Source organism: Sphingopyxis sp. H053, assembly GCF_001468225.1.
GTDB lineage: Bacteria > Pseudomonadota > Alphaproteobacteria > Sphingomonadales > Sphingomonadaceae > Sphingopyxis.
This window is the reverse complement of record NZ_LNRU01000009.1, coordinates 71,956-93,721: the sequence shown is the minus strand read 5'-3', so window position 1 is coordinate 93,721 and position 21,766 is coordinate 71,956. Positions and strand designations below refer to the sequence as shown.

At 60.6% G+C, this 21,766-nt stretch carries 21 protein-coding genes; 7 read left to right on the top strand and 14 right to left on the bottom strand.

Annotation, left to right across the window (positions count from 1 at the left end):
- Window positions 1-27: 27 nt before the first annotated feature.
- The 6 genes from ATE70_RS17760 to ATE70_RS17735 form a co-directional block, all read right to left on the bottom strand.
- On the bottom strand, window positions 28-951 hold the full coding sequence (locus ATE70_RS17760; RefSeq protein ID WP_037557638.1) for a catechol 2,3-dioxygenase: 924 nt from the start codon (window positions 949-951) through the stop codon (window positions 28-30).
- 19 nt (window positions 952-970) lie between these two features.
- Window positions 971-1,819 (bottom strand): alpha/beta fold hydrolase, encoded by an 849-nt coding sequence (locus tag ATE70_RS17755; protein ID WP_037557636.1) that lies wholly within the window; start codon window positions 1,817-1,819, stop codon window positions 971-973.
- 170 nt (window positions 1,820-1,989) lie between these two features.
- Entirely contained in the window at window positions 1,990-2,595 is a 606-nt protein-coding gene (gene gstA, locus ATE70_RS17750) for a glutathione transferase GstA (protein WP_037557634.1), read from the bottom strand.
- Between the two features lie 72 nt (window positions 2,596-2,667).
- Window positions 2,668-3,690 (bottom strand): PdxA family dehydrogenase, encoded by a 1,023-nt coding sequence (locus tag ATE70_RS17745; RefSeq protein WP_052182495.1) that lies wholly within the window; start codon window positions 3,688-3,690, stop codon window positions 2,668-2,670.
- A complete protein-coding gene (locus tag ATE70_RS17740) occupies window positions 3,674-4,168 on the bottom strand; it encodes an aromatic-ring-hydroxylating dioxygenase subunit beta (RefSeq protein WP_037557632.1) in 495 nt (164 codons plus the stop codon). The genes ATE70_RS17745 and ATE70_RS17740 overlap by 17 nt, the downstream gene beginning before the upstream one ends.
- A complete protein-coding gene (locus ATE70_RS17735; protein WP_052182494.1) occupies window positions 4,165-5,577 on the bottom strand; it encodes a Rieske 2Fe-2S domain-containing protein in 1,413 nt (470 codons plus the stop codon). Before ATE70_RS17735 ends, ATE70_RS17740 begins: the two co-directional genes overlap by 4 nt.
- A 247-nt stretch (window positions 5,578-5,824) precedes the next feature.
- Here ATE70_RS17735 and bphC point away from each other — a divergent pair, with 247 nt between their 5' ends.
- The 7 genes from bphC (at window position 5,825) to ATE70_RS17700 (ending at window position 13,459) form a co-directional block, all read left to right on the top strand.
- Entirely contained in the window at window positions 5,825-6,724 is a 900-nt protein-coding gene (bphC, locus tag ATE70_RS17730) for a biphenyl-2,3-diol 1,2-dioxygenase (protein ID WP_037557631.1), read from the top strand.
- Window positions 6,725-6,746: 22 nt separating this feature from the next.
- Complete coding sequence (locus ATE70_RS17725; protein WP_231732920.1) at window positions 6,747-7,088, top strand: non-heme iron oxygenase ferredoxin subunit; 342 nt, start codon at window positions 6,747-6,749, stop codon at window positions 7,086-7,088.
- A gap of 4 nt (window positions 7,089-7,092) precedes the next feature.
- Entirely contained in the window at window positions 7,093-7,581 is a 489-nt protein-coding gene (locus ATE70_RS17720) for an aromatic-ring-hydroxylating dioxygenase subunit beta (RefSeq protein WP_037557630.1), read from the top strand.
- A 100-nt stretch (window positions 7,582-7,681) separates the two neighbouring features.
- Window positions 7,682-8,872, top strand: coding sequence for an aromatic ring-hydroxylating dioxygenase subunit alpha (locus ATE70_RS17715; protein ID WP_306997167.1), 1,191 nt, complete (start codon window positions 7,682-7,684; stop codon window positions 8,870-8,872).
- The gene (locus tag ATE70_RS17710; protein WP_037557628.1) at window positions 8,869-9,459 is read left to right on the top strand and encodes a 2-hydroxychromene-2-carboxylate isomerase; all 591 of its coding nucleotides are present in this window, start codon (window positions 8,869-8,871) and stop codon (window positions 9,457-9,459) included. Before ATE70_RS17715 ends, ATE70_RS17710 begins: the two co-directional genes overlap by 4 nt.
- 30 nt (window positions 9,460-9,489) lie before the next feature.
- Complete coding sequence (locus tag ATE70_RS17705; RefSeq protein ID WP_082639850.1) at window positions 9,490-11,673, top strand: TonB-dependent receptor; 2,184 nt, start codon at window positions 9,490-9,492, stop codon at window positions 11,671-11,673.
- Between the two features lie 160 nt (window positions 11,674-11,833).
- Window positions 11,834-13,459, top strand: a complete 1,626-nt coding sequence (locus ATE70_RS17700) for a long-chain fatty acid--CoA ligase (protein ID WP_197411510.1) — start codon at window positions 11,834-11,836, stop codon at window positions 13,457-13,459.
- Window positions 13,460-13,522: 63 nt separating this feature from the next.
- Here ATE70_RS17700 and ATE70_RS17695 read toward each other — a convergent pair whose 3' ends face one another.
- The 8 genes from ATE70_RS17695 to ATE70_RS17660 all read right to left on the bottom strand — a co-directional run bounded on the left by ATE70_RS17695 (window position 13,523) and on the right by ATE70_RS17660 (window position 21,747).
- The gene (locus tag ATE70_RS17695; protein WP_052182492.1) at window positions 13,523-14,128 is read right to left on the bottom strand and encodes a TetR/AcrR family transcriptional regulator; all 606 of its coding nucleotides are present in this window, start codon (window positions 14,126-14,128) and stop codon (window positions 13,523-13,525) included.
- Window positions 14,129-14,345: 217 nt separating this feature from the next.
- A complete protein-coding gene (locus ATE70_RS17690) occupies window positions 14,346-15,128 on the bottom strand; it encodes an SDR family NAD(P)-dependent oxidoreductase (RefSeq protein WP_197411509.1) in 783 nt (260 codons plus the stop codon).
- Between the two features lie 67 nt (window positions 15,129-15,195).
- Complete coding sequence (locus tag ATE70_RS17685; protein WP_037557627.1) at window positions 15,196-15,897, bottom strand: class II aldolase/adducin family protein; 702 nt, start codon at window positions 15,895-15,897, stop codon at window positions 15,196-15,198.
- Entirely contained in the window at window positions 15,881-16,891 is a 1,011-nt protein-coding gene (locus tag ATE70_RS17680) for a PdxA family dehydrogenase (protein WP_052182491.1), read from the bottom strand. Before ATE70_RS17680 ends, ATE70_RS17685 begins: the two co-directional genes overlap by 17 nt.
- Entirely contained in the window at window positions 16,888-17,436 is a 549-nt protein-coding gene (locus tag ATE70_RS17675; RefSeq protein WP_052182490.1) for an aromatic-ring-hydroxylating dioxygenase subunit beta, read from the bottom strand. The genes ATE70_RS17680 and ATE70_RS17675 overlap by 4 nt, the downstream gene beginning before the upstream one ends.
- Window position 17,437: 1 nt before the next feature.
- Window positions 17,438-18,886, bottom strand: a complete 1,449-nt coding sequence (locus tag ATE70_RS17670) for an aromatic ring-hydroxylating oxygenase subunit alpha (RefSeq protein ID WP_197411508.1) — start codon at window positions 18,884-18,886, stop codon at window positions 17,438-17,440.
- Between the two features lie 6 nt (window positions 18,887-18,892).
- Window positions 18,893-20,269: a spinster family MFS transporter gene (locus tag ATE70_RS17665; RefSeq protein WP_197411507.1), complete on the bottom strand. Its 1,377-nt coding sequence runs from the start codon at window positions 20,267-20,269 to the stop codon at window positions 18,893-18,895.
- 20 nt (window positions 20,270-20,289) lie between these two features.
- Window positions 20,290-21,747 (bottom strand): aldehyde dehydrogenase family protein, encoded by a 1,458-nt coding sequence (locus ATE70_RS17660; protein ID WP_037557626.1) that lies wholly within the window; start codon window positions 21,745-21,747, stop codon window positions 20,290-20,292.
- Between the last annotated feature and the right edge of the window lie 19 nt (window positions 21,748-21,766).

Genomic DNA, 21,766 nt, shown 5'->3' with positions numbered 1-21,766 from the left:
GTGGTAGTTTTCGACCATCGCAGGAAGTCAGGTATTGACGGTCATGAAGCGGTCGTTGAGCGCCTTTTCATAATAGAAAATCGCCTTGCCCGCCTGTTCGACGCCCCACGACCGGCGAGGATTATCGGGGTAATAATCATAACCGCCGGCAAAGGTCTCGTTCCGATTTCCCGAAGGGTCGAAGAAATATATGGTCTGACCACGCGTGATACCGTGGCGCGTCGGGCCGATATCGAGTGAGATATCATAGCGACTGATGATATCGGCAGCATTTCCGACGTCGTTCCAGGATTCCAGGCGGAACGATGTATGGTGGATTTTCGCATCCTCGGGGCCTGCAAGGAACGCGATATCGTGAGCCTTATTGCTACAGCTCAGGAAGATGCCGAGCCGAGTGCCGCTCGCTTCGTCGACGAGTTCCTCGGTAACGGAAAAATCGAGCGCTTCGACGAAGATTCGCGCCGATCCCGCGACATCGATGCCGTTGAGCGCCGAGTGATCATATCGCATAGCGCGCATGCCGCGCGGCTCACTGTGCCAGACGTCCGGGTTCTTTGTGGGAGGACCGTCTGCCGATAATTCCATGTCGGCGTAAAGGTCGAAGATATGCCCGGTAGGAACCGCGAAGCGCAGCTTGCGTCCGACGCCCTCTTCCTCGCCCGCGGTGATCCATTCGACGTCGACGCCGGTGGCTTGCAAACGGTCTGCGAATATTTCGAGGTCGCTGTCGCGGCAAACCTTGAAGCCGATCCGATCAAGACCGGGCATATCCGCCTCGCGCAGGATGACGCTGTGTCGATCGAATTCGTCGAACCCGCGGAAAAATGCCCGGTCACCCGAACGACCGACGAGTTCCAGCCCGATCCGGTCGCGATAATGGGGGATGGCCTCCTCGAGATCGAGGACGCGCATCTGGACAAAGCCTGGTCGCATCACGCCTGTAATTGCCATCACCGCTCTCCCGGGAAATTTAAAATTTTAGGCCGTGACTGAAAAATTCGATCACGGCGCGATTGAAACTGGCCATCCGCTCGATCTGTACCCAATGGCCACACTCTCCAAAGAAGCGGACGTCTGAGTGTGTGATCAGGTTTCCGAGGCGCAGCGACACCTCTTGCGGAATGACTTGGTCGGCCTTGCCGTGCAGGACGAGCACTTCATGGGGAAGCGCGGCGATATCTTCCTCGCGGCTCGACAGCATAGCAATATTGGCCTGCCGGTCGGAACCGCCGAACGTCGCATGATAGGGCTCATGCGCTCCTGGGCGGATGCTCGCGTGATAACGGGAGTCGATCAGATCGTCGGTCAGCCGGCTCTGGTCCCATGCGAGCATCTTCAGCGACTCATGCATCATTTCGCGGGATGGCTCATAACCCCAGACGAAATCGAGCGCCGGCGTGAGCGGGAATTCAAGTCCAGCCGCTCCCATCAAAACGGCACGATCGACCCTGTCGGGATGGGCGATCATGAAGGCGAGCGTCACGCCGCCGCCGAAGGAATTTCCGACCATCGAGACCTGGTCGATTTCCAGGTCGTCGAGAAGACGGACCAGTTGATTGGTCCAGATGGCCTTGTCGGTGATCCGACCCACCGAGTCGCTGTAGCCGAAGCCAATCATGTCGGGAGCAATGACCCGGAATTCCTTAGCAATCTCGGGCATATTAAGCCGCCAGTTCGCCCATGCCGTGACCCCGGGGCCCGAACCGTGGACGAGGAGGACCGGCCTGCCCTCGCCGGTGTCATGATAGTTGGTTTTGATCCCGTCAGCGACGAATGTCTTGCCGATTTCGGGCCGGACCATGTCGGGCGCCGAACTCATTGGCCAGCAACCATGTAATCATCATGTCGGGCGACCTGCCCCCAAACGGCTTCAAGCATCACTCAATCTCCGTTCCACGGGCCATCATGTCGCAGCCCTCTTGGGACAATGTTTTGCACCATGGGAAACGCGTTTGCAACCGGTAAATGAAACCGGCGCCTCTGATCCGGTCACTTCAGGCTCTCGGCTCGCACGGCTTCGAGGACACCGGGCTCCTCTTCCATCCGGGCGCGGTAGCGCGTCAAAGCGGGGAAGCCCGCGAGACCGATCTCCACTCGAGAGGGCCACCCGAGGATGCAATAGAGATAGGCGTCGGCCACGGTGAAGGCGTCCCCGAAGCAATAATTCTTGTCGGTCAATTCCAGGTCGAGCGCTTGGAGATGGTGCATGACGTCCCGCTTTGCCTCAGCGCGGATCTCCGGCCCCGCGGTTTTGGAGAAGAGCGGCACGAAGCTCTTGTGCAGCTCGGAGGCGATGAAGCTCAGGCTGTCCGTCAGCGTGTAGCGAGCGATTGTTCCGGCCGGCGGGGCGAGCCCCGCGCGCGGTGCCAGGTCGGCAACATAGAGAAGGATCGCTATCGTCTCTGTGAGAAGCTCGCCCGAATCCAGAAGGAGAGCAGGGATTTTTCCCGAAGGCTTTATCGACCGGAAGTCGGCGCCATGCTCGGTTCTGCGCGTGGGCATGTCGACTTTTTCAATATCGAACTCTGCCCCTATCCGGCGCAGCGCGATGTGCGGTGCCAGCGAGCAAAGGCCAGGCGCATAGTAAAGGAGCATCTCATATCCTTGTGGACGACTTGAGCACAGCGCGCGAATGGCCGTGCTTCACGCCGGAGTTGGGCCGGCGCGTCAGCGATCCACCTCGGAAAAGCCCTTTCCGGCGGTCAGCACCCCACAAGTCCGCATGGCACTCAGCATCATCGATGGATCGGCTTTGCCCGTTCCCACAATGTCATATGCCGTGCCGTGTGCGACCGACATATGGAGATAGGGTGGCCCCATCATGATCACGCAGTTTCCCGAGAATCCCCATGTCTTGACGGCTATGTGGCCTTGGTCGTGAAACATCGCTAGCACGAGATCGTATCGGCCTTCGATACATTGGCGAAAGACGGTATCGGGCGCGGATGGTCCATCGACATTGATGCCGCGCGCGCGCGCGCGCGCGACTCCAGGACCGATGGCACGATCTTCCTCATCGCCGATGGCATGAGGATTGAGACCCGCGACCACGATCCTGGGGTTGGCGACGCCCCAGCTTCGAAGCGCCGCGTCGATTTGCTGTAGGGCGGTATCGATCAACTCGGGCGTGATGAGGTCGCAGACCGCCCGAATCGACATATGATCGGTGAGGTGGGCGACACGGAGCGGTCCGGTGAGGAGGAGCAGATAACTCTCGCCCGGCGTCGGGCTGATCACCATATCCAGCTTTCCCGCCAGTTTAAGCGATCCGGTGCTGATCGGACCCATCACTGTGCCGGCGAAGACCCCGTCGCGCGCGAGCGCATCGAGTTCGGCTAGCCACTTGGCGGTCGCAATGCCCGATTCGAGCGTATCTTTCGCGAAGGGGAGCGCGCGGTCGTCCAGCGCACCTGTATCCAGGATATCGATGACTGCCGGGTCGTCGCTGAGCGGCTCGAGCGAACGCATGACACGCAGGCGGGCCGACACTTTAGTCAGGTCAAGCGCTCGTTCGACCGAGGCCGCCGACCCCACTAATAGGGGAACCGACACCTCATGCACGCGGCCTGACGCCCAGGCGCGAACGGTAACCTCGGGTCCGATGCCTGCCGGCTCGCCGACCATGGTACCGATGCAGGGCCGGAATCCGGCCTGCTGCGACGCTACGCCGACCTCAAATGCTGTAGACATCGAGCATCGTCTGCGCGAGGTCGTTGATGACGACGGTATATTTGCGTTTTATCACAAAGGCGTCGCCCATCGGTTCGAGATCGTAAATGGCCGACCCACTGTAGACCGTCGGCCGATCCTCCAAGACCGAGGTCACCGACCAATTCGTCCGCGCCCGAATGACGTCGTCCTCATGGTCGACCGCGAGCAGGCAAAAGATATGGGAAGTGCGCGGGGCCGGCGAACTGGCCGACGACCGGCCCGTCCGAATGCGATAGACGCGGTCCTCGAGCCCTGCCCGGGTCGGATAATAGATCAGCGAAATCTCGCGCCTTGGGTCCTCGGTCAATCGGCCGCTGTCATCCCACGCGGGGACCCAATATTCGGCATCGGGATGATATAGATCGATCCAGCTATCCCAATCCTTGGCATCGAGAGCGGCCGCTTCGCGCCCGAGAAATCGCTGGATCGCGGTCCATTGCGCAACTTCGCTGCTCATTTCGCCATCTCCGGCTTCGGGGGTAACGCGCGCTCGGCCTCTTCGCTCGCAATGGCTCCGCGCATGCGCAATATCCATTCGTCGTGGATCGCGACGTAAAGCCCCTCGTCGGCCACCGCCGTGCCGCTAAGGATGGCGTCGACGCCCAGGGCTTCGCCGTGGCTGCTGACGCCTTGCACCCACCGTGTCGATCCCCGCGACATGTCGTTCATCCGGCCAGCCCCGCCACCGAAACCGACCTGGCAATTGTTGAACTCGGTCAGGTCGTCCGGCGTAGCCATGCCGCTTGCATTGAAGAAATCTTCATACTGGCGGATGCGCAAGGCGCGGGCGTCGTCACTCTCACCCACCGGAGCTATGCAGTAGGTTGTCACCTCGGTCTCATCCACCGAGATGGGCCGGATGATACGGATCTGGGTGCTCGTCTGGTCCATGAGGAAGACGTTAGGGAACAGCTCCAGATTGCGTATCCGGCCGTTCATCCAGGTAGCGCGCTCTTCGCCGCGCTCGCGCTTCAACCAGTCCAGGATTTCGTAATTCGGCCGGTCCTGATAGTTTGCATAGTCATTCCAGAGCACGCAATGGCCGTTGTCGAAGGAGAAAGAGCCGCCCTCGAGCTGAGCCCAGCGACCGAAATCGAACGCCCTGGTATCGTTCTTCGATGTCCCGTCGACCCGGCGTGCGACCGTCATGAAGTAATTCGCGTGCACCGTGCCGATATGATAGCCGTCGAGGCCATTTTCGACCTGCAGCTTCCAGTTCCCTCGATAGCGGTAGCGCGTAGCGCCTGGAAGAACTTCGAGCTTCTCTTCGACCGACTGATCAACCATGAGATCGATGAATGTCTTCGCGCCCGCGAGATAGTCCTCAAGAGGAACGACCTCGGGGTTGAGACTGGCGAAAATGAAGCCCCGGTAAATCTCGATGCGCGCAACATGTTCTAGACCATAGTCTTCCCGCTTGAAGCCCGGCGCGTAGCCACCCCCAGCCTCATCTGTCACGTCGAGGAGTTGGCCCGCGGGATTATAGGTCCAACCGTGGAAGGGGCAGGTGAAGTTGCGGCGGTTTCCGCTCTTCTCGCGGCAAACGCGCGCGCCGCGGTGCGCGCAGGCATTGATCAGACAATGCAATTCCCCGGCCCGGTCGCGGGTCAGGATGACGGGCTGGCGGCCGATAAAAGTCGTGAGAAAGTCGTTCGGCTTTGCGACCTGGCTCTCGTGCGCAATGAAGACCCAGTTGCGCTCGAAGATATATTTCAGCTCGAGAGCGAACACGTCCGCGTCGGTAAAGGCCTCCCGGTCGATCTGAAAGCGGCCGCTTCCCTCGTCTTTTACGAGCCATGCATCGATACGCGAACGCAGTGATTCAAGCTCTGCCACGGCTGCGCCGTTTCCGTCAGGTTGCAACATCCTCTCCTCCATTTCCGGCCACCGAGATTCGTAGGTCAACTATTTGGATCAACGATTCTCGGCTCAACTCTTTGGACTCTTCCGATCCCGAATGACCCAACATAGCATGCGTGGCTCATTGTGCAATGGGTTGCACAATGATCTAAATTGCCCTATTCGAATCGCGTTGCATCATGTGCGACACGTCAACCAGGCTGGTTCAGGCGTATAAAAGCCAAAAATGGCTTGAGATTTGGGAGTGCGAAATATGGTGGGCGTGACCGAGCTGGGTTATCTAGGCTTGTCGGTATCTGATCTGGATGCATGGAAGAGCTTCGCGTGCGGCGTCGGCGGCATGGAATATGTCGATGAAGGCGAAGGCGACCGCGCGTATCTGCGAATGGACAAATGGCATCACCGCATCACGCTGCATGCTGATGGCGGTGACGATCTTGCCTATCTTGGCTGGCGCGTTGCGGGTCCGGTAGAGTTCGACGAAATTGTCGAGAAGCTGACAGTCCAGAATATCGAAGTCGAAATAGCGAGCGACGAAGCGGCGCGCGAGCGCCGGGTCCTCGGCTTGGCCAAGCTCAAGGATCCGGGCGGTAATCCCACCGAAATCTTCTTCGGCCCCCAGGTCGACAATTACCGCCCTTTTCATCCCGGCCGCCCGATGTTCGGTCGTTTTGTTACCGGCGCCGAAGGGATCGGCCATTGCATCCTGCGTCAAGATGATGTGGCCGCAGCGGTTCGCTTTTATCAGCTGCTCGGGCTGCGGGGCTCGGTCGAGTACCACCTCGCTTTGCCGAACGGTGAGGTCGCTGCCCCCTATTTCATGCATTGCAACGACCGGCAACATTCCGTGGCTTTCGGCCTCGGTCCGATGGACAAGCGGATCAACCATTTGATGCTCGAGTACAGCGAGCTCGACGATCTTGGCCTTGCCCACGACTCGGTGCGCGAACGAAAGATCGATGTCGCACTCCAGCTCGGAAAGCACGCGAACGACGAAGCGCTGACATTCTACTGCGCAAATCCGTCAGGGTGGCTGTGGGAATTTGGCTGGGGAGCGAAAAAGGCGGGCCCGCAGCAGGAACATTATCTGCGCGACCTCTTCGGCCATGGAAATGAAGCCGAGGGCTACGGAATGGACATCCCCCTCGGCTGACCACCTTAGGATATTTCAAGAGATGGATGTGATTGAAATGGAGAGACTTCGCCTGTGCCCAATTGACGCCCCCCAGGACGGCGAGCCGGTTGCGATACCGGCAGGCGCCTTCCCGGCGCTCGCGGTCTATAACGTCGATGGCCAGATTTATGTCACGGCCAACACATGTACGCACGGCAACGCGCAGCTTACCGATGGCTATCAGGACGGTGCGACGATCGAATGCCCCTATCATGGCGGCGCCTTCGACATTCCGAGCGGAGCCGCGACAACTTATCCCTGCCAGATCCCGCTTAAGACCTATGAAGTGACGATCGAGGACGGCTGGGTGACGATCGACGCTCCCGGTGCGCCGGAGAGCTGAGGCTATGGACCTTTCCACTCTGCCTCGCACCGAGCTCCTCCGGGAAGTGACGGACCTTATTGCCCTGCACGCCGAGCTGATTGACGACGATCAGCTCGAAGCGTGGCCCGATCTGTTCGTCGAGGACTGCCACTATTCCGTATTGCCGCGAGAGAATGCCGACCGCGGATTGCCGGTTGCGACGATCTTCTGTGACAGCAGGGGCATGCTTGTAGACCGCATCGTCTCGCTCCGGCGCGCCAACATTTTTCCGGTCCATCACTATCGACACATCATCAGCACCAGCCGCATTCACGAGGTTCGTTCAGATGCGGTTGTGGCACATACAAACTATCTAGTGCTCCAGACAAGAAACACCGGCCGATCATTTGTGTATAATGCTGGTAAATATGTCGATGAAATAGTGTTTTCGTCCGGGAAATTTCTTTTTCGGTCAAAGAAGGCGATTTTCGACACGGACCTGATCGACACTTTGATGGTCCGCCCCATTTAGCCCATTTCGAGGTTGCGATATGCTCAATGTTCAAGATACGGCCGTAGGTAAAGTGTCGACCGACACCGAGGAGCCCATTGGCTGCCGGATACCATATTCCGTGTTCACGGATGATGCCTTTTACAAGGCCGAACAGGAGCATCTCTTCCGCGGCCCCACCTGGAACTTCGTTGCGCTCGAGGCCGAAGTCCCGAACCCCGGTGATTTCAAATCGACCTTCATCGGCGACACGCCGGTCGTTGTGACGCGGGACAAGGACCAGAGCCTCCATGTCGTTGTGAACCGCTGCGCGCATCGCGGCGCGACGGTATGCCGCGCACGCCAAGGCAATGTGCCGCATCTCGAATGCGTTTATCATCAATGGGCTTATGAATTGAACGGAGACCTCATGGGCGTCCCGTTCCGCCGCGGGATCAAGGGCAAGGGGGGGATGCCGGCGGATTTCGATCTCAAGCAACATGGCTTGGTCAAGCTGCGCGTCGAAGCGTTGAATGGGCTGGTTTTCGCGACATTCTCGCAAGAAGTGGAGCCGCTGACGGACTATCTCGGTCCGCTCATCACCAAGCATGTCGAGCGGATCATGTGCCGCCCGATCAAGATATTGGGCAATCAACGCCAGTTCATCCACGGCAACTGGAAGCTATACGCCGAAAATACGCGCGACCCCTATCACGCAAGCCTCCTCCATCTGTTTCACAATACTTTCGGCCTCTATCGTTCGACGCAAACCGGCGAATGCCTGATGGACGAGAGCAAGCGGCATTCGTTCCTTTATTCGAAGGCGGGCAGCAACGACGCGGCGCGCGACAGCGAAGTCTATCAGGACTCGCGCAGCTTCGACACGAGCTTCTCGCTCCAGGATCCGTCGCTGCTCGCGGGCCGGAGCGAGTTTCCGGACGGCATCACCCTCGTCATCCTGGCCCTTTATCCCAACCTGATTTTGCAGCAGATCTCGAACACGCTCGCGGTTCGCCAGATCGTCACCCACGGACCGGATTCGTTCGAGCTCGTGTGGACCCAATTTGGCTATGCGGACGATGATGCGGAGATGGACGCGATCCGCCTCAAGCAATCGAACCTCATCGGACCGGCGGGCATGATCTCGATGGAGGATGGCGAGGCGGTCGAGATCGTGCAGCAGGCGGTCAGCTCGGACAGAAAGGCAAGATCCTATATCGCGATGGGCGGCGGCGGCGCCGATGATGCGGATCATCTTGTCACGGAAGGGGCCATCATCGGCTTCTGGCAAAATTACCGCGAGATGGTGGGAATCGAAGAGAGGGTCTCATGACCGCCACCATTGATTTCTACTTCGATTTCATCAGCCCGTTCAGCTATCTCGCACAGTTGCGTCTGCCGGAGATTGCGCGTCGGCACGGCCGGGCGCTCGCCTATCATCCCATCGACATCCCCGAAGCAAAGATTGCGGCGGGCAATTACGGCCCGTCCAACCGCGAGGTGCCGGCGAAGATAAAGGTTCTGACCGCGGATCTGCAGCGTTGGGCTCGGCGGTACGACGTGCCGCTTACCTTTCCATCGAGCTTCGAGTGCGGAGGCTGGAACACAGCCGCAATCTTCGCGGCCCGTCACGGTGCCGCCGAAGGCTTCGTGCGGGATGCCTATCGGCGCATCTGGGGCCTCGGAATCGATCCGCGAGACCGGGACGAATTGCGCGCCTCGGCGGCAACGGCGGGTCTCGAAGCCGATGCCGTCATGGCCTTCGTGGATTCGAAAGAGGGCAAGCGCGCCTATCGCGAAGCGCGGTCGAAAGCTTACGCCCGCGGCGTATTCGGCGCGCCGCTTATGTTTGTCGACGACCAGATATTCTGGGGAAACGACCGGCTGGATTTTCTTGAAGAGCATGTGCGGACGAATTGAAAAAAAGAATCAGGGAGAGGGAGAATGGACATGAGGACCAACAGTTATAATAGCGGGCGCGCCCTCGCGAGCGGCATCGCACTTTTCGCACTGGCCTGGAGCGCGGCCGGCCAAGCCCAGGATACGGCCCCGGCTGCCGAACCCGAGCCCGAGGCGCAGTCGAGTTCGGGTATCTCCGACATCATCGTGACGGCCACGCGCCGCGAGGAGCGTCTGCAGGACGTTGCTGTCGCCGTGACCGCGATCACCGGCGATTCGCTCTCGGCGGCAGATGTTTCGACGGTGCGCTCGTTGACCCAGGTGGTTCCCGGATTCATCGGGAGCCGCAACATGGGTGTCTTCCAGCCCGTCATTCGCGGCGTCGGGTCGACCGGCATCTCGATCGGCGACGAGCCAAACATCGCCACCTATGTCGATGGTGTCTACCAGCCAGAGTCGGCCGCCAACTGGATCGATCTCGTCGAAGTCGAGCGCGTGGAAGTGCTGCGCGGACCGCAAGGCACGACATTTGGCCGCAACGCCACCGGCGGCCTGATCAACGTGATTACCCCCGACCCCAGTTTTGACCTGCGCGGCAAGGCGTCGCTGCGTTACGGCCGCATGCGGAGGGACGCGGGCGATTATGATGCCCGCTTCTATATCACCGGCGGCCTTAGCGATAAATTGGCTGCCGATTTTGCCGCCCTCTATCGCAAGAACGACGGCTATATCGACGATCTGGTGCGCGGCGGCACGCTCGGCGACCAGCAAGTGATCAACTTTCGCAGCAAGCTGCTGTGGCAGCCTTCCGACAATGCCAAGGTCATCCTGACCGGCGAATTCTTCGACCAGAACAGCACGACCAATTCGCCCCAGCCGGTCAATGGGAATACGGCCGGCCGTCGCTTCCCGGGCGTTATACTTCCGACCGACGCTTGGCAGGCGTCACTGACCAGCATTCCTACGCTGGACTTACGGCGCTGGAGTGCGGCGCTGCATGTAAAACTCGAGTTCGACGGCTTCAACCTCGAGGCGACGAGCGGCTTCATGAATCTGCGCTGGTACCAGGAAACCGATTCGGACGCCTCGAACATCTTCCTCGGTAATTTCCCTGCAACATTTGCGACGGAATCGGGGAGCCAGGAAATCAAGTTCACGTCTGCCGACCCCGGCCGATTCCAGTGGCTCCTGGGCGGCTATTTCTACCAGTTCGGCGGTCATACTGAGTTGGATCTCGTCACGTCGCCGGGGCCTGGAATCCCTCCGACCACCCTCAACCTTGATCCCGCACTATCGGGTCGCTCGTTCGCGGGCTTTGCCGAAGGAACCTACGAGATCGTCGACGACCTGTTCATCACTGTCGGCGCGCGGTACACCACCGAGCGGCGGACCTTCGAACAGGTCGTTAATGGAAATCTGGTCGTTCCGAAGACCGCCAAGTCGTTCAACAAGTTCAACTATCGCGGCGCAGTCCGGTACCAGTTCGCACCCGACGGAAGCATTTATGCAAGCTATGGCACCGCATTCAAAAGCGGCGTCTACAATATGGCGGGCACATCGCCGAATCCGGTCAATCCCGAGAACATCAAGGCATGGGAGGCCGGCATCAAGGTCGACCCCTTCAATTGGCTCCGCACGAACCTCGCCGTTTATCACTATACGTACGACGATCTGCAAGTTCAGGCCAAAGACGCGTCGGGTCCGAGCTACGTCCTGCAGAACGCAGCGAGCGCCAAAATCTATGGCGGCGAGTTCGAGGCGATTATCCAACCGATTGACGATCTCAACATCCGCGGCTCGGCGGCCTACAGCCACGCGCGCTATCGTGATTTTCCGCTCGCGCAGAGCTTTTTCCCGCGCCCCGACGGAGGCAACACTGTTGCCCCGGCGGACGCGTCGGGTAACGTGATGACCCGCGCCCCGAAGTGGACGTTCAACCTGGGGGTCGATTGGGGCCATGAGTTCGATGCAGGGCGCCTTGGGGTCTCGGTCAACACCTTCTACTCGACCCGGCTCTATTATGACTTCCAGAATATTTTCTCCCAGCCGAGCTATACCCTTACCAATGCGTCGATATCCTTTGCCCCAACCGGTGATCGCTGGAAATTCAGCCTCTGGGCGACCAACCTCACCAACGAAAAGGTCTTCCAGACCATTCGTGTCGGGGCGCAGGCAACTGACGGCTTTTACGAACAGCCAAGAAAAGTGGGCGTCAGCGCCGAACTCCGGTTCTGACGCGCCCAAACGCGGTCCAAGGGCTTGATCCCGCGGATCGCGTGCGGCCGGGCTGCCGCCGTGTCCGCCAGCATGAGCCTCGGTGGCTTGTGCTGGCGGACTTTGTTTGCTGTCGCGTAAAGACGGTCCGTTCAACTGCTACTTGTCGAAGGATGCATGCATGACGATCACGGGACAAATGCAGCCTGCGCAACTGGCGATCGGCACGATCCTGACATATGCCGCCGCCGCGCACGCAACCCGGGAAGTGGTGTCGCGCGAAATCGGCAGCGATCGGTTGTGGCGTTATGATTATGCAGCGCTCGCCCGCCGGGTAGCGCAGGCTGCCAACATGTTCACCCTTGCCGGGATCGGGAGCGGTGACCGGATATCGTCGCTCGCCTGGAACACGCACCGGCATTTGGAACTCTTCTACGCGGTCCCGGGCCTTGGGGCAGTGCTTCACACCGCCAACCCCCGGCTCCCCGACGATCAGCTGATCTTTACCTTGAACCATGCCGAGAGTCGCATATTGGCGTTCGAGCCCAACCTCGCCGCGCTCGTCGAGCGGCTTGCGCCCAGCCTCCCGCATATCGAAAAATACATCGTACTGTCCGACGAAGGCGTCGGCATCGGCGAGGGGTTCGGGGCGCTGGCCTATGAGCCCTTGCTCGCGTCGGCACCGGTCTCGATCACCTGGCCCGAAATCGATGAAAATTCCGGGGCGTTTCTTTGTTACACCTCGGGGACCACAGGCGATCCCAAGGGGGTTCTCTACAGCCACCGGGCAGTCGTTCTGCATGCGATGGGAGCGGGCTTGGCGAGCGCGTTCGGCCTCACGTCGTTCGATTGCGTGATGCCTTGCTCCTCGCTCTATCACGCCACCGCCTGGGGCCTTCCGTTCGTGGCGCCGCTCTGCGGCGCCAAGCTCGTTCTTCCTGGCGACCGCATGGACGGTCCTAGCCTCCAGGCCCTAATCCGAGGGGAGGCGGTTTCTTTTACCGGTGGGGTGCCCACGATCTGGACCATGTATCTCGCCCACCTCGAGGCAACCGGCGGCGACACGGGAACGCTCAAGCGGATTATGATCGGGGGCTCCGCCGTACCTCGCGCGATGGCAGAAAGCTTCAAGGCCGACCATGATGTCGATGTCCTTCAGCTCTGGGGAATGACCGAGACCTGCCCGCTCGGTGTGATCGCAACACCGACGCCGGCCGTCGCGGACCTCGGCGAGGCAGCGATGCAGGATATATTGTGGACGCGGCAGGGACGGCTCCAGTTCGGCGTCGAGATGCGCATCTTGGGCGAAGACGGGCACCCCTGCCCCCACGATGGGGCGACGGCAGGCGCGCTACAGGTGCGGGGTCCGTGGGTGGTTCAGCGCTATTTTCGTCAGCCGGCGGATTGCACCGATGTCGACGGGTGGTTCGATACCGGCGACGTTGCGACACTCGACGCCCAGGGGTTCATGCGAATCACAGACCGCACCAAAGATGTCATCAAGTCGGGAGGAGAGTGGATCAGCTCAATCGACCTTGAGAATGTTGCCGCTGGGTGCAGCGGGGTCAAGATCGCCGCGGTCGTCGGCATTCCGCACCCTAAATGGGAAGAGCGCCCGCTCTTGATCGTCGAGCCTCATGATGGAATCCTTCCCGACGAAAAGGAAATTCTATCAACCCTATCCGCGGAATTCGCGAAATGGCAGCTGCCCGATCGCATCCTCGTCGGCGCGGTGCCACTTACGGCAACAGGGAAAATCGACAAGAAGCAACTGCGCGAACGCTATGGTAATGTCTACGCGGCTTGAGGGAACGGGACCCGATGGTTCGGCAGCAATCACTGCGCGGCGAGAAGCTTGTCATCGCAAGCTTCAACCAATAGCGTCTGGGCCGCCCGTCCCGTCGTTCCGCTCCCGCAGCGACTGCGCATAGCCGGACAGCAAGGCAATTGTCAGCTCGGTGACGCGCCTTGCCCGCTCGGGGTCCTTTCCGATCTGGGCTCGCACCGCCAATCCGCGGAGCACGCTCCACAGCAGCCACAATATGTCTTCGGCGTCAGACGGAGACAGGCCGGTCTTGGCAAAACGGCTGACCCAGACTTGCTCGGCCCCGACGCGTCGTTGCTGCGACATACCGCGAACATCGTCGGCGAGGGCCCGAAGCTTGTTTCCCGAGATGACGAGGTCGAGCGCGATCAAAAAATCTTCACCGTAGAAGAATGCCTCTGCATCGTCGCATGCAGCCTCGAGGAGGCCGTCATCTTCGATAGCCTTACCCGCGGCAACGGTCGCCTTCTCGAGGGCTGCCGAAAAAACCTGCTCCAGGCAGGCGGCGACTAGTTGGTCCTTTGTCGGAAAATGGTGAAGCTGCGCTCCGCGAGAGACGCCTGCGCTTTCGGCAACGTCTGCGACGCGAAACGCCGAATAACCTTTCTCGCGCAACAGATTGATAGCGGCCGAAAGGATTCGAGCCCGCATCTTTCTACTGCGTTCGCCTTGTGGCTTGTGCGAATTGTCGTGAGCTGGGGAAATGTCCGCCACTGCGTCTGCTACACCTCTTGCCGAGACCCTCATGCGGCCGAACGTACAGATGGCATAGCTTTCCTATCGGGCTTGTCAAAGTCATAGCTGCGAGATGCAACAGGATGCCGTCCGCACCCGGCTGGCCATTCCGCCCGCCTCGTTGCGGGCCTGTTCAGCGAAACGTCGTACCGCCATCGACGGCTATCGACTGGCCCGTCACAAATTCTGCGCCGTCGGACGCGAGGTAAAGCGCTGCGGCGAGCAAGTCGTCTGCGGTCTCGTGGCGCTTGATGCACTGCATGTTCAATATCTGGGTCTTTTGCGCGGGCGTCACCGTCTCGCGCTCGATCTCCGTGAAGGTTGCGCCCGGAAGCAGCGCATTCACCGTGATCCCGTCGGCGCCGAGTTCACGCGCCATGGCGCGCGTCATACCGACCACCGCCGCTTTGGAAGCCACATAATGTAAATAGTGCGGTCGGCCCATAGTCACCACCCCGGACGAGATGTTGATGATGCGCCCATGACGATTACCTCGCATTACCGGCGCGCACGCCTTGGACACCAGCATTACGCCATCGACGTTCACGCGCATGACCTGTCTCCACTCGTCAAACGGGATTTCCTCGAAGGGCCGCATTTTCAGCGTCGAGAAGATCGCCGCATTGTTGATGGCGACGTCAATGCGGCCAAAGGCCTCCAATGTCTCCGCTATGGCGGCGTCGACGGCTGCCGGATCGGCCACATCGGCCCGAATGGCGATAACGGTGCCGGCGCCACATTCCGCTTCGACCTCGGCCGCTACCGACCGTCCGCTGTCTTCGTTCAGTTCGACGATGGCGATTTTCGCACCGGCGCGCGCGAAGCCTTTGGCGAAAACCCGCCCGATTCCTTGTCCCGCGCCCGTGATGAGCGCGACGCGCCCCGCGAAGGTGTCTGTCTTGGTCATGTCGGTCATATCGTTTCCTCTTTCTTGCTGGTATTCGGGCGAGGCAACGGGGCATATGCGAGCACCGCGCCTGACGTCATCCGCCGCTTGCTCCTCGACCTTCGGTCACGTCCATCGCCGTCAGCCAACTCCACATCCGCTCAACGACGCCGCCGGCCAGGGTCTGGCGCGCGCGTATCTCGTCTTCATCGAGAAGCCCGTGTTGAGGGCCGAACCCCATCGAGCGCACGTCGCGCTCTACCCGCGCGGCGTCTTCGAGGAAGAAGGCAAAAGTCGCAGCTTCCTTCAGATCTTGCCCGACCGTAATCGCTCCGTTTCCTCGCATGACGATCGCACGAGCCTCGCCAAGGGCAATTGCAAGATTTCTCGCTGAAGCGTCGTCGCGCAGGAGCCTGGGATCGTCCCAAAGCGGCGGCCGGGGAGCGAAATAGGCGCCTAGGCCGTGCCGCGCCGCCGGTGTGATCCCGAGCGTCGACAACGACATGGTGGCGGCGGGCATGATGCGACAAATGCCGCCGACATCGGACCGCGCGGCATAAATCGCCTGGTGCGCGCGCACTTCGCCAAGCACTTTTTGGGGAAGGGCGCCATCGACCGAGACAATAGTACCGGGTTCGTCCTTGATAAGCCCCATGGGCATTGCGGCACAGACAAGAAAGTGCCGCGCATCGATGCGCGCACTGCAATGGCCGAACGCGTGCACGAGCCCGGCGTGCGCCAGGCCGCGCGCCGCCATGCGCACCTGCATCTGAAGTCCGGGGTCAATCGTCGCCGGCATAAAACCCTCTCCCGAAGCAGAGTGATTCGGCCATCTTCATCGCGGAGGCCATGCTGGCGTGCTGGGCGATGCCCTGTCCCGCAATTTCCATGGCAGATCCGTGCGGTACGGTCAGATGAACATAATCGAGGCCGATATAGATGGTGCACGCGCCTTCGAAGGCAGCCGTCTTGAGCGCAATCTGGCCCTGGTCATGATACATTGAGACAACGACGTCGTATCGCCCCTCCATGGCAAGACGAAATATCGAATCGGGCGACACCGGCCCCTCGACGCGGCGCCCCGCCGCGCGCTCCCGTTCGACCGCCGGCGCGATCTCGCGCACTTCTTCAGTTCCCATCGCGTGCGGATTCAGGCCGGCGACGCCGATCCTGGGGGCATTGACGCCCCAACGCCTGAAAGTCTCGTCAACGAGACCGATCAGCGACGACACCGCCGCGGCAGAGACAGTGCCCGGGACCTCGGCGATGCTGATATGCTCGGTGATTGGGACGATCCGCAACGAGGGGCTGACTCGCAATAGATAGGTTCCAGTCGGCTGAAGATCGTCGATCGACGATATTTCGCCAGACGCCTTGAGTGATTGCGAGTCGACCGGGGCCATGATCCAGCCATCGATCTCTCCATTGCGAGCCAATTGCTCGGCCAAGCGGATCCATTCTATCACCGCCCGGCCCGAAGCGGCGCCCGACTGTCCGATATCCCATGCCCCCCTCGCCAGCGAGCCGTGGTCGAGAACGGCGATTTCGCCAACCGCACCGGACACCTCATCCGGCGTTTCCACCTGGTAGATGGGAGGGCTAATCCCGCTCGCCGCGGCCGCGAACCGGACAGCGTCGATGCTTCCGATCAATAGGTGCCGCGCCGCGTGGTTGCCGGCGGCGAGTGCCTTGACACAGACCTCTGGACCGATACCCGCCGGATCGCCAATGACGGTAGCGATGAGTGGCTGCTCACGGCGCGGCTTGCCCGCTCCTTCGCCTGCACCTCTCATAGCAGGAAGGTCACATTGCGCATGGGCGCATCATTGTTGATCAGATAGACCTTCTTGCCCAAGATTTTGAAGCCATCGGCCCCCTGTTTCAGGAGGTGGGTCGCGCGCGCGAACAAGGATTGATGCTGACCGGAGCGCGCCTCGCCCAGGATGAAGTTTGAACTGACAAGGACATCGGATCCGCCGGATGCGGCGACCGTAATGTTCGAGACGATGCGGATCAGACGCGACTTCGGACTTTGCGAATGCATCCGCTTATCCTTCAGGCGGAATATTCGATCCGAGATCTGGTCATAATGCTCGTAGATGATCGAGACGGACCGATCGGGGTCGAGGTCGGCCTGATTGGAGGGAACCCAGTAGAGGCCGCCCGGCTCCCAGAGCGCGAGCCAATCGTCATAGGCGTGGCTGTCCATCAATTCGGCCTCAAAATACAAAAATGCTTCGATTTTGCCGAAAATGTCGCTCCCGGGCAGGATTGCCCGGCTCTCCTTCAATTCCGAGAAGACGGTGAAATCGCAAAGATCTGCTGCTACCATGTTCATCCTAACGCCTCCCATCGGGCGATTCTTCGGCCATCATCGCCAGCCATTGCCGGATCTGAGCGCGCTGCGGAACCTCGTCGGAAACATGGCCGACGATCGTCCCATCTTCATCAACCCACTCGCGCTCCATCCCGCGCGATATATTGATCCACGGATCGAGATTAGCCTCCAGGCCGAGTTGCACCCGCTCGAAAATCTCGGCGTCGTCTGTCGATCCGGATCCTGCGGGTCCATAAAAGGATTCATGCTGGCGAAGTCGCAGCGCATTGATTTCGGTGCTGACGTTGGAGAACAGCACAGGGAACATCACGACCTCGGTCTCGTCGACAGACAGGGGATTAACGATCCGGATCTGGTTGTTGATCAGTTGCAGGTTTGGAAAAACGCCGACGTGAGGATCGCCCGCCATGGCAAGCAGCATGTCCGCCCAGGCAACATCATGCTCTGCATAGAGCGCGTCGATATAGTCTGCCCCTCCCGGCGTGTTTTCCAGAAGCGCGCGATATTTTCCCGAGTGCTTGAGCCGATGCTTACGGAAATCGAGCATCGTGTGGCCATGACCGAAGTCGCGCGTTTCCGAGATTCCGTCGAAGTCGAAGGGGTTCGCACTGTGCGTGGCACCGAGGCTGTGACCCGAATCGGTGTGTCGTTCCCATGTCGCCAGCACCGAGGCATGGACGAACAACGGATGATATCCATCCATCCCGACCTGCTTCCAATTTCCTTTATAGATCGTCCGGTTGGATCCGGCTCGCACGCTCAACTCTCCGCCCGGTGCCGCGTCGACCAGGATGTCGATCACCTTGGCTGCGTTGCCGAGATAGTCCTCGAGCGGAAGGACCTTTTCGCTCAAAGCCGCGAATATGAAGCCGCGATAATTTTCGACCCGCGGCACCGGCGTGAGACCGTTTTCGCTCGCGTCGAAACTCGGCCCATAGCCGTCGGGCCCGGAAACGCTGACCAGTTCGCCAGCATTGGAATAGGTCCAGCCGTGATACCAGCAGCGGAAAAAGCTGTCCCTGCCTTCGTCCACCTCGCAGACGATTGCGCCCCTGTGTCGGCAGCGGTTCAGGAAAACGCGGATCTCGCCATCCTGGCCGCGAACAAAAATGACCGGTTGACGGCCCATCTGCCGACGCTTGAACTCGCCCGTTTTTGCAATCTCGCTCTCATGGCCGATGAACAGCCAACCGGTGTGGAAAATCCGCTCGAGTTCAAGATCGAAAATCTTCGCGTCGGTATACACCGCCGAATGAATCCAGCCCGGTGCCACAAGCGATCGCAGGCCTGCCGCGTCATAGTCGCGGCCGCGTATGTCGAGGCGGTCCGGCATGCGGTGCGGTCCTGACGGCGCGCGATCGCCCTTGCCGGCCGGCAAGGTGCCGCCGGCGCCCATTGCTAGATGATTTTCCGCTGACAATTTCATTCTCCAGACAATGATGATGAACAATTTGTGTCACACTGGATTGACGGCCTTCCACCTGGTCATGTCGCGCCCGATCGACGACCGCGCGCGCCAGAAAAGAAATGCGGAGAATGGTGCGACCAGGCTTGTAAGGATGAGGGCGGCACGCAAACTCCTGCCGGAATCTTGATCGAACTGCCACGAGATCGCGTCGCTGGCCGTCCCGACGAACAGCGGTCCCAAACCCACGCCGACCAGGTTCAAGACCAGAAGGAAGAGGGCGGTCGCGCCGCCACGGATCTCCGGCGGTGAGACGCTTTGCTGGGTACTGTGGACCGGGCCCATCCACATGGCCCCTAGCATGTTGGGAAGCGCAAGGCCCGCAAGCGCCAGCGCGCCACTGTCGATGCTGAAGATGACGGCATAACAGGGAAGGGCCGCCAGCGACGCAAACGCAGGGATGGTTACATAGGCTCGGACGTCGCTCCGGCCGAACCGATCGGCCAGCAACCCACCGAGCCACACGCCGGCGGCGCCTGCGAGACCTGTGGAAAGACCGAGCGTCAGGCCCAGGAACCCCGAAACCCCCATCCCGGCCTGGGTGGCCATGGCGACGATCTCCGGGCCATGATTGCGGATAAAAAAAGATGCGATGAAAGGTCCGAAGCCATATCCTACCGCGGCTTGCAGCGCAGTCGCGATCACGATGAGCCGGTAGGTGCGAACCGCCCAAAGCGTCTTTACCGCCGCGAGAGCGCCCGGCGGCGCCGTTCGCAACAGAGCGGCGTGCGCCTTGCGCGGTTCGCGCAAAACCAGCAGCAAAAAGGGGGCAAGGACGACACCTGGTATGCCGGCCACCAGAAAGGCGGTGCGCCAGCCATAGGCATCGGCAACCAGCCCTCCCAATGCCATCCCCGCCAACGTTCCCAACGGCACGCCAAGATAGTAGAGCGAAAGCGCCGACGCGCGCCGCTCGGGTGGGTAATAATCGACGATGAGCGAATTTGCGGCAGGTGTCAGGCCGGCCTCGCCAATCCCCACTCCGACACGCCCCACCAAAAGTTGGGGAAAGCTTCGCGCGAGGCTGCAGGCGATGGTGAACCCGCTCCAGACGAGAACGGAAAATGCCATGATCTTTGGCCGGTTGCCGCGATCCGCCCAGCGCGCGAGCGGGATTCCGGCGACGCTATAAAGCAAGGCAAAGGCAAGGCCCGACATCAGCCCGATTTGCCAGTCCGCCAGCTGCAACTCTTCCCGGATCGGTTCGGCTAGAATGTTGACGATCTGCCGGTCAACAAAGTTGAGTGTGAGAGCAAAGGTCAGGAAAAACATGGCGATGCGGCGGCGGAAAGCCGCCCCCGCCACAGCCAGCGCGGCTTCGCCCTCGCCAGGCGGCGTGCGTGCTGTGCCGAGCGCCGGTTGCAGCACAGGAGGCGCGCCCCCGCCCGTCACCGGTTGCCCGATCCCAACGAGATGAAGATATTTTTCTCCTGGGTGAACGCCAGCAGTTCGCCGAGGCATTCCTCACGGCCGATGCCCGACTGTTTCATTCCGCCGAAGGGGGCTCCAAGAATGTGGCGTGAGGTCTCGTTGATCCAGACATAGCCTACGTCGACGGCCATGGCGGTGCGGTGCGCGCGTTCGAGATCTCGTGTCCAGATTGAGCAGGTCAATCCATACTCCAGTTCGTTGACGACCTCGATCATCGTCGGCTCGTCGGACCATCGCAGGATTCCGAGCACCGGCCCGAAAACCTCTTCGCGGGCCAAGCGCATGTCAGGGGTAACGTCGGCAAACACTGTCGGCTCGATGTACAGGCCGCGCGCAAGAGCTTGGTCGGCCGGTGGCCCCCCGCCGCATATCAGTCGAGCGCCTTCCGCCTGGGCGCTATCGATGAATCCGACTATGCGCTCATGCTGTTTCGCGCTGATGATCGCGCCCATCGAAGTCGCCTCGTTGGACGGATCGCCCGGCTGAAACCGCTGGGCTTCCTCCTCGATACGAGCCAGAACCGCGTCGTAGATGTCCTCATGTATGAACGCCCGGCTCGTCGACCCGCATGATTGGCCGCACCACGCAAAATTCATGCCCTGGATCAAGGCTTTTGCTACTTCGGCGGGATCGGCATCGCCATAGGCTATCAGGGCATTCTTGCCGCCAAGTTCGAGCAAGACTGGCTTGAGCGTTGGACTGGCCTCGCGCATCAGAGCGCGACCTGCAGCCGCGCTCCCCACCAAGCTGATCATCGCCACCTTGGGGTGGGCCGCTAACGCCGCCCCCGTTTCGGCTCCTCCCGTAAGGACGCTGAACGTACCCGACGGCAACAAGCCGTCGATCAGCTCGGCGAAGCGGAGTGCTGACAGGGGAGCCTGTTCGGATGGCTTGACGATTACCGCATTGCCGGCTGCAAGGGGAGCGGCAACCTTGCCGGCGCAGAACAGAAACGGATGATTGAAGGCCAGAATGCGGGCGACGACGCCAAATGGCTGCCTGACGGAGAAGTTGACCGCATCTGGTCCGACGGGGACCGAAGCACCTTTCATCTCCGTCACCAGCCCGGAGAAATAGTCGATGAGCGCGGCTGCCACATGGGAGTCGGCCGCCAGTTCACGGACCGGGTTGCCGCAATCGAGAGCATCGAGTTGCGCCAATTCCTTTGCATTCTGGCGAATGACTGCCGCTACTTCGCGCAGCAGCCGGGCACGTTCGAGGGGTGGCACATCGCGCCAGACCCTGGATCCGACGGCGGCAGCGAGGACTGCCCGGTCGACATCCTCGCTTTCTGCCTGCGCGACATGTGCGATGAGCGAGCCGTTGGCCGGATTGTGCGAGGGACTGTACCCGCCCGCCGTCGGTGCATGCCACCCGCCATCATAGTAAAGGTCGTACTGATCTGGAATTGCCATCTATGCTCTCAATCCTTGA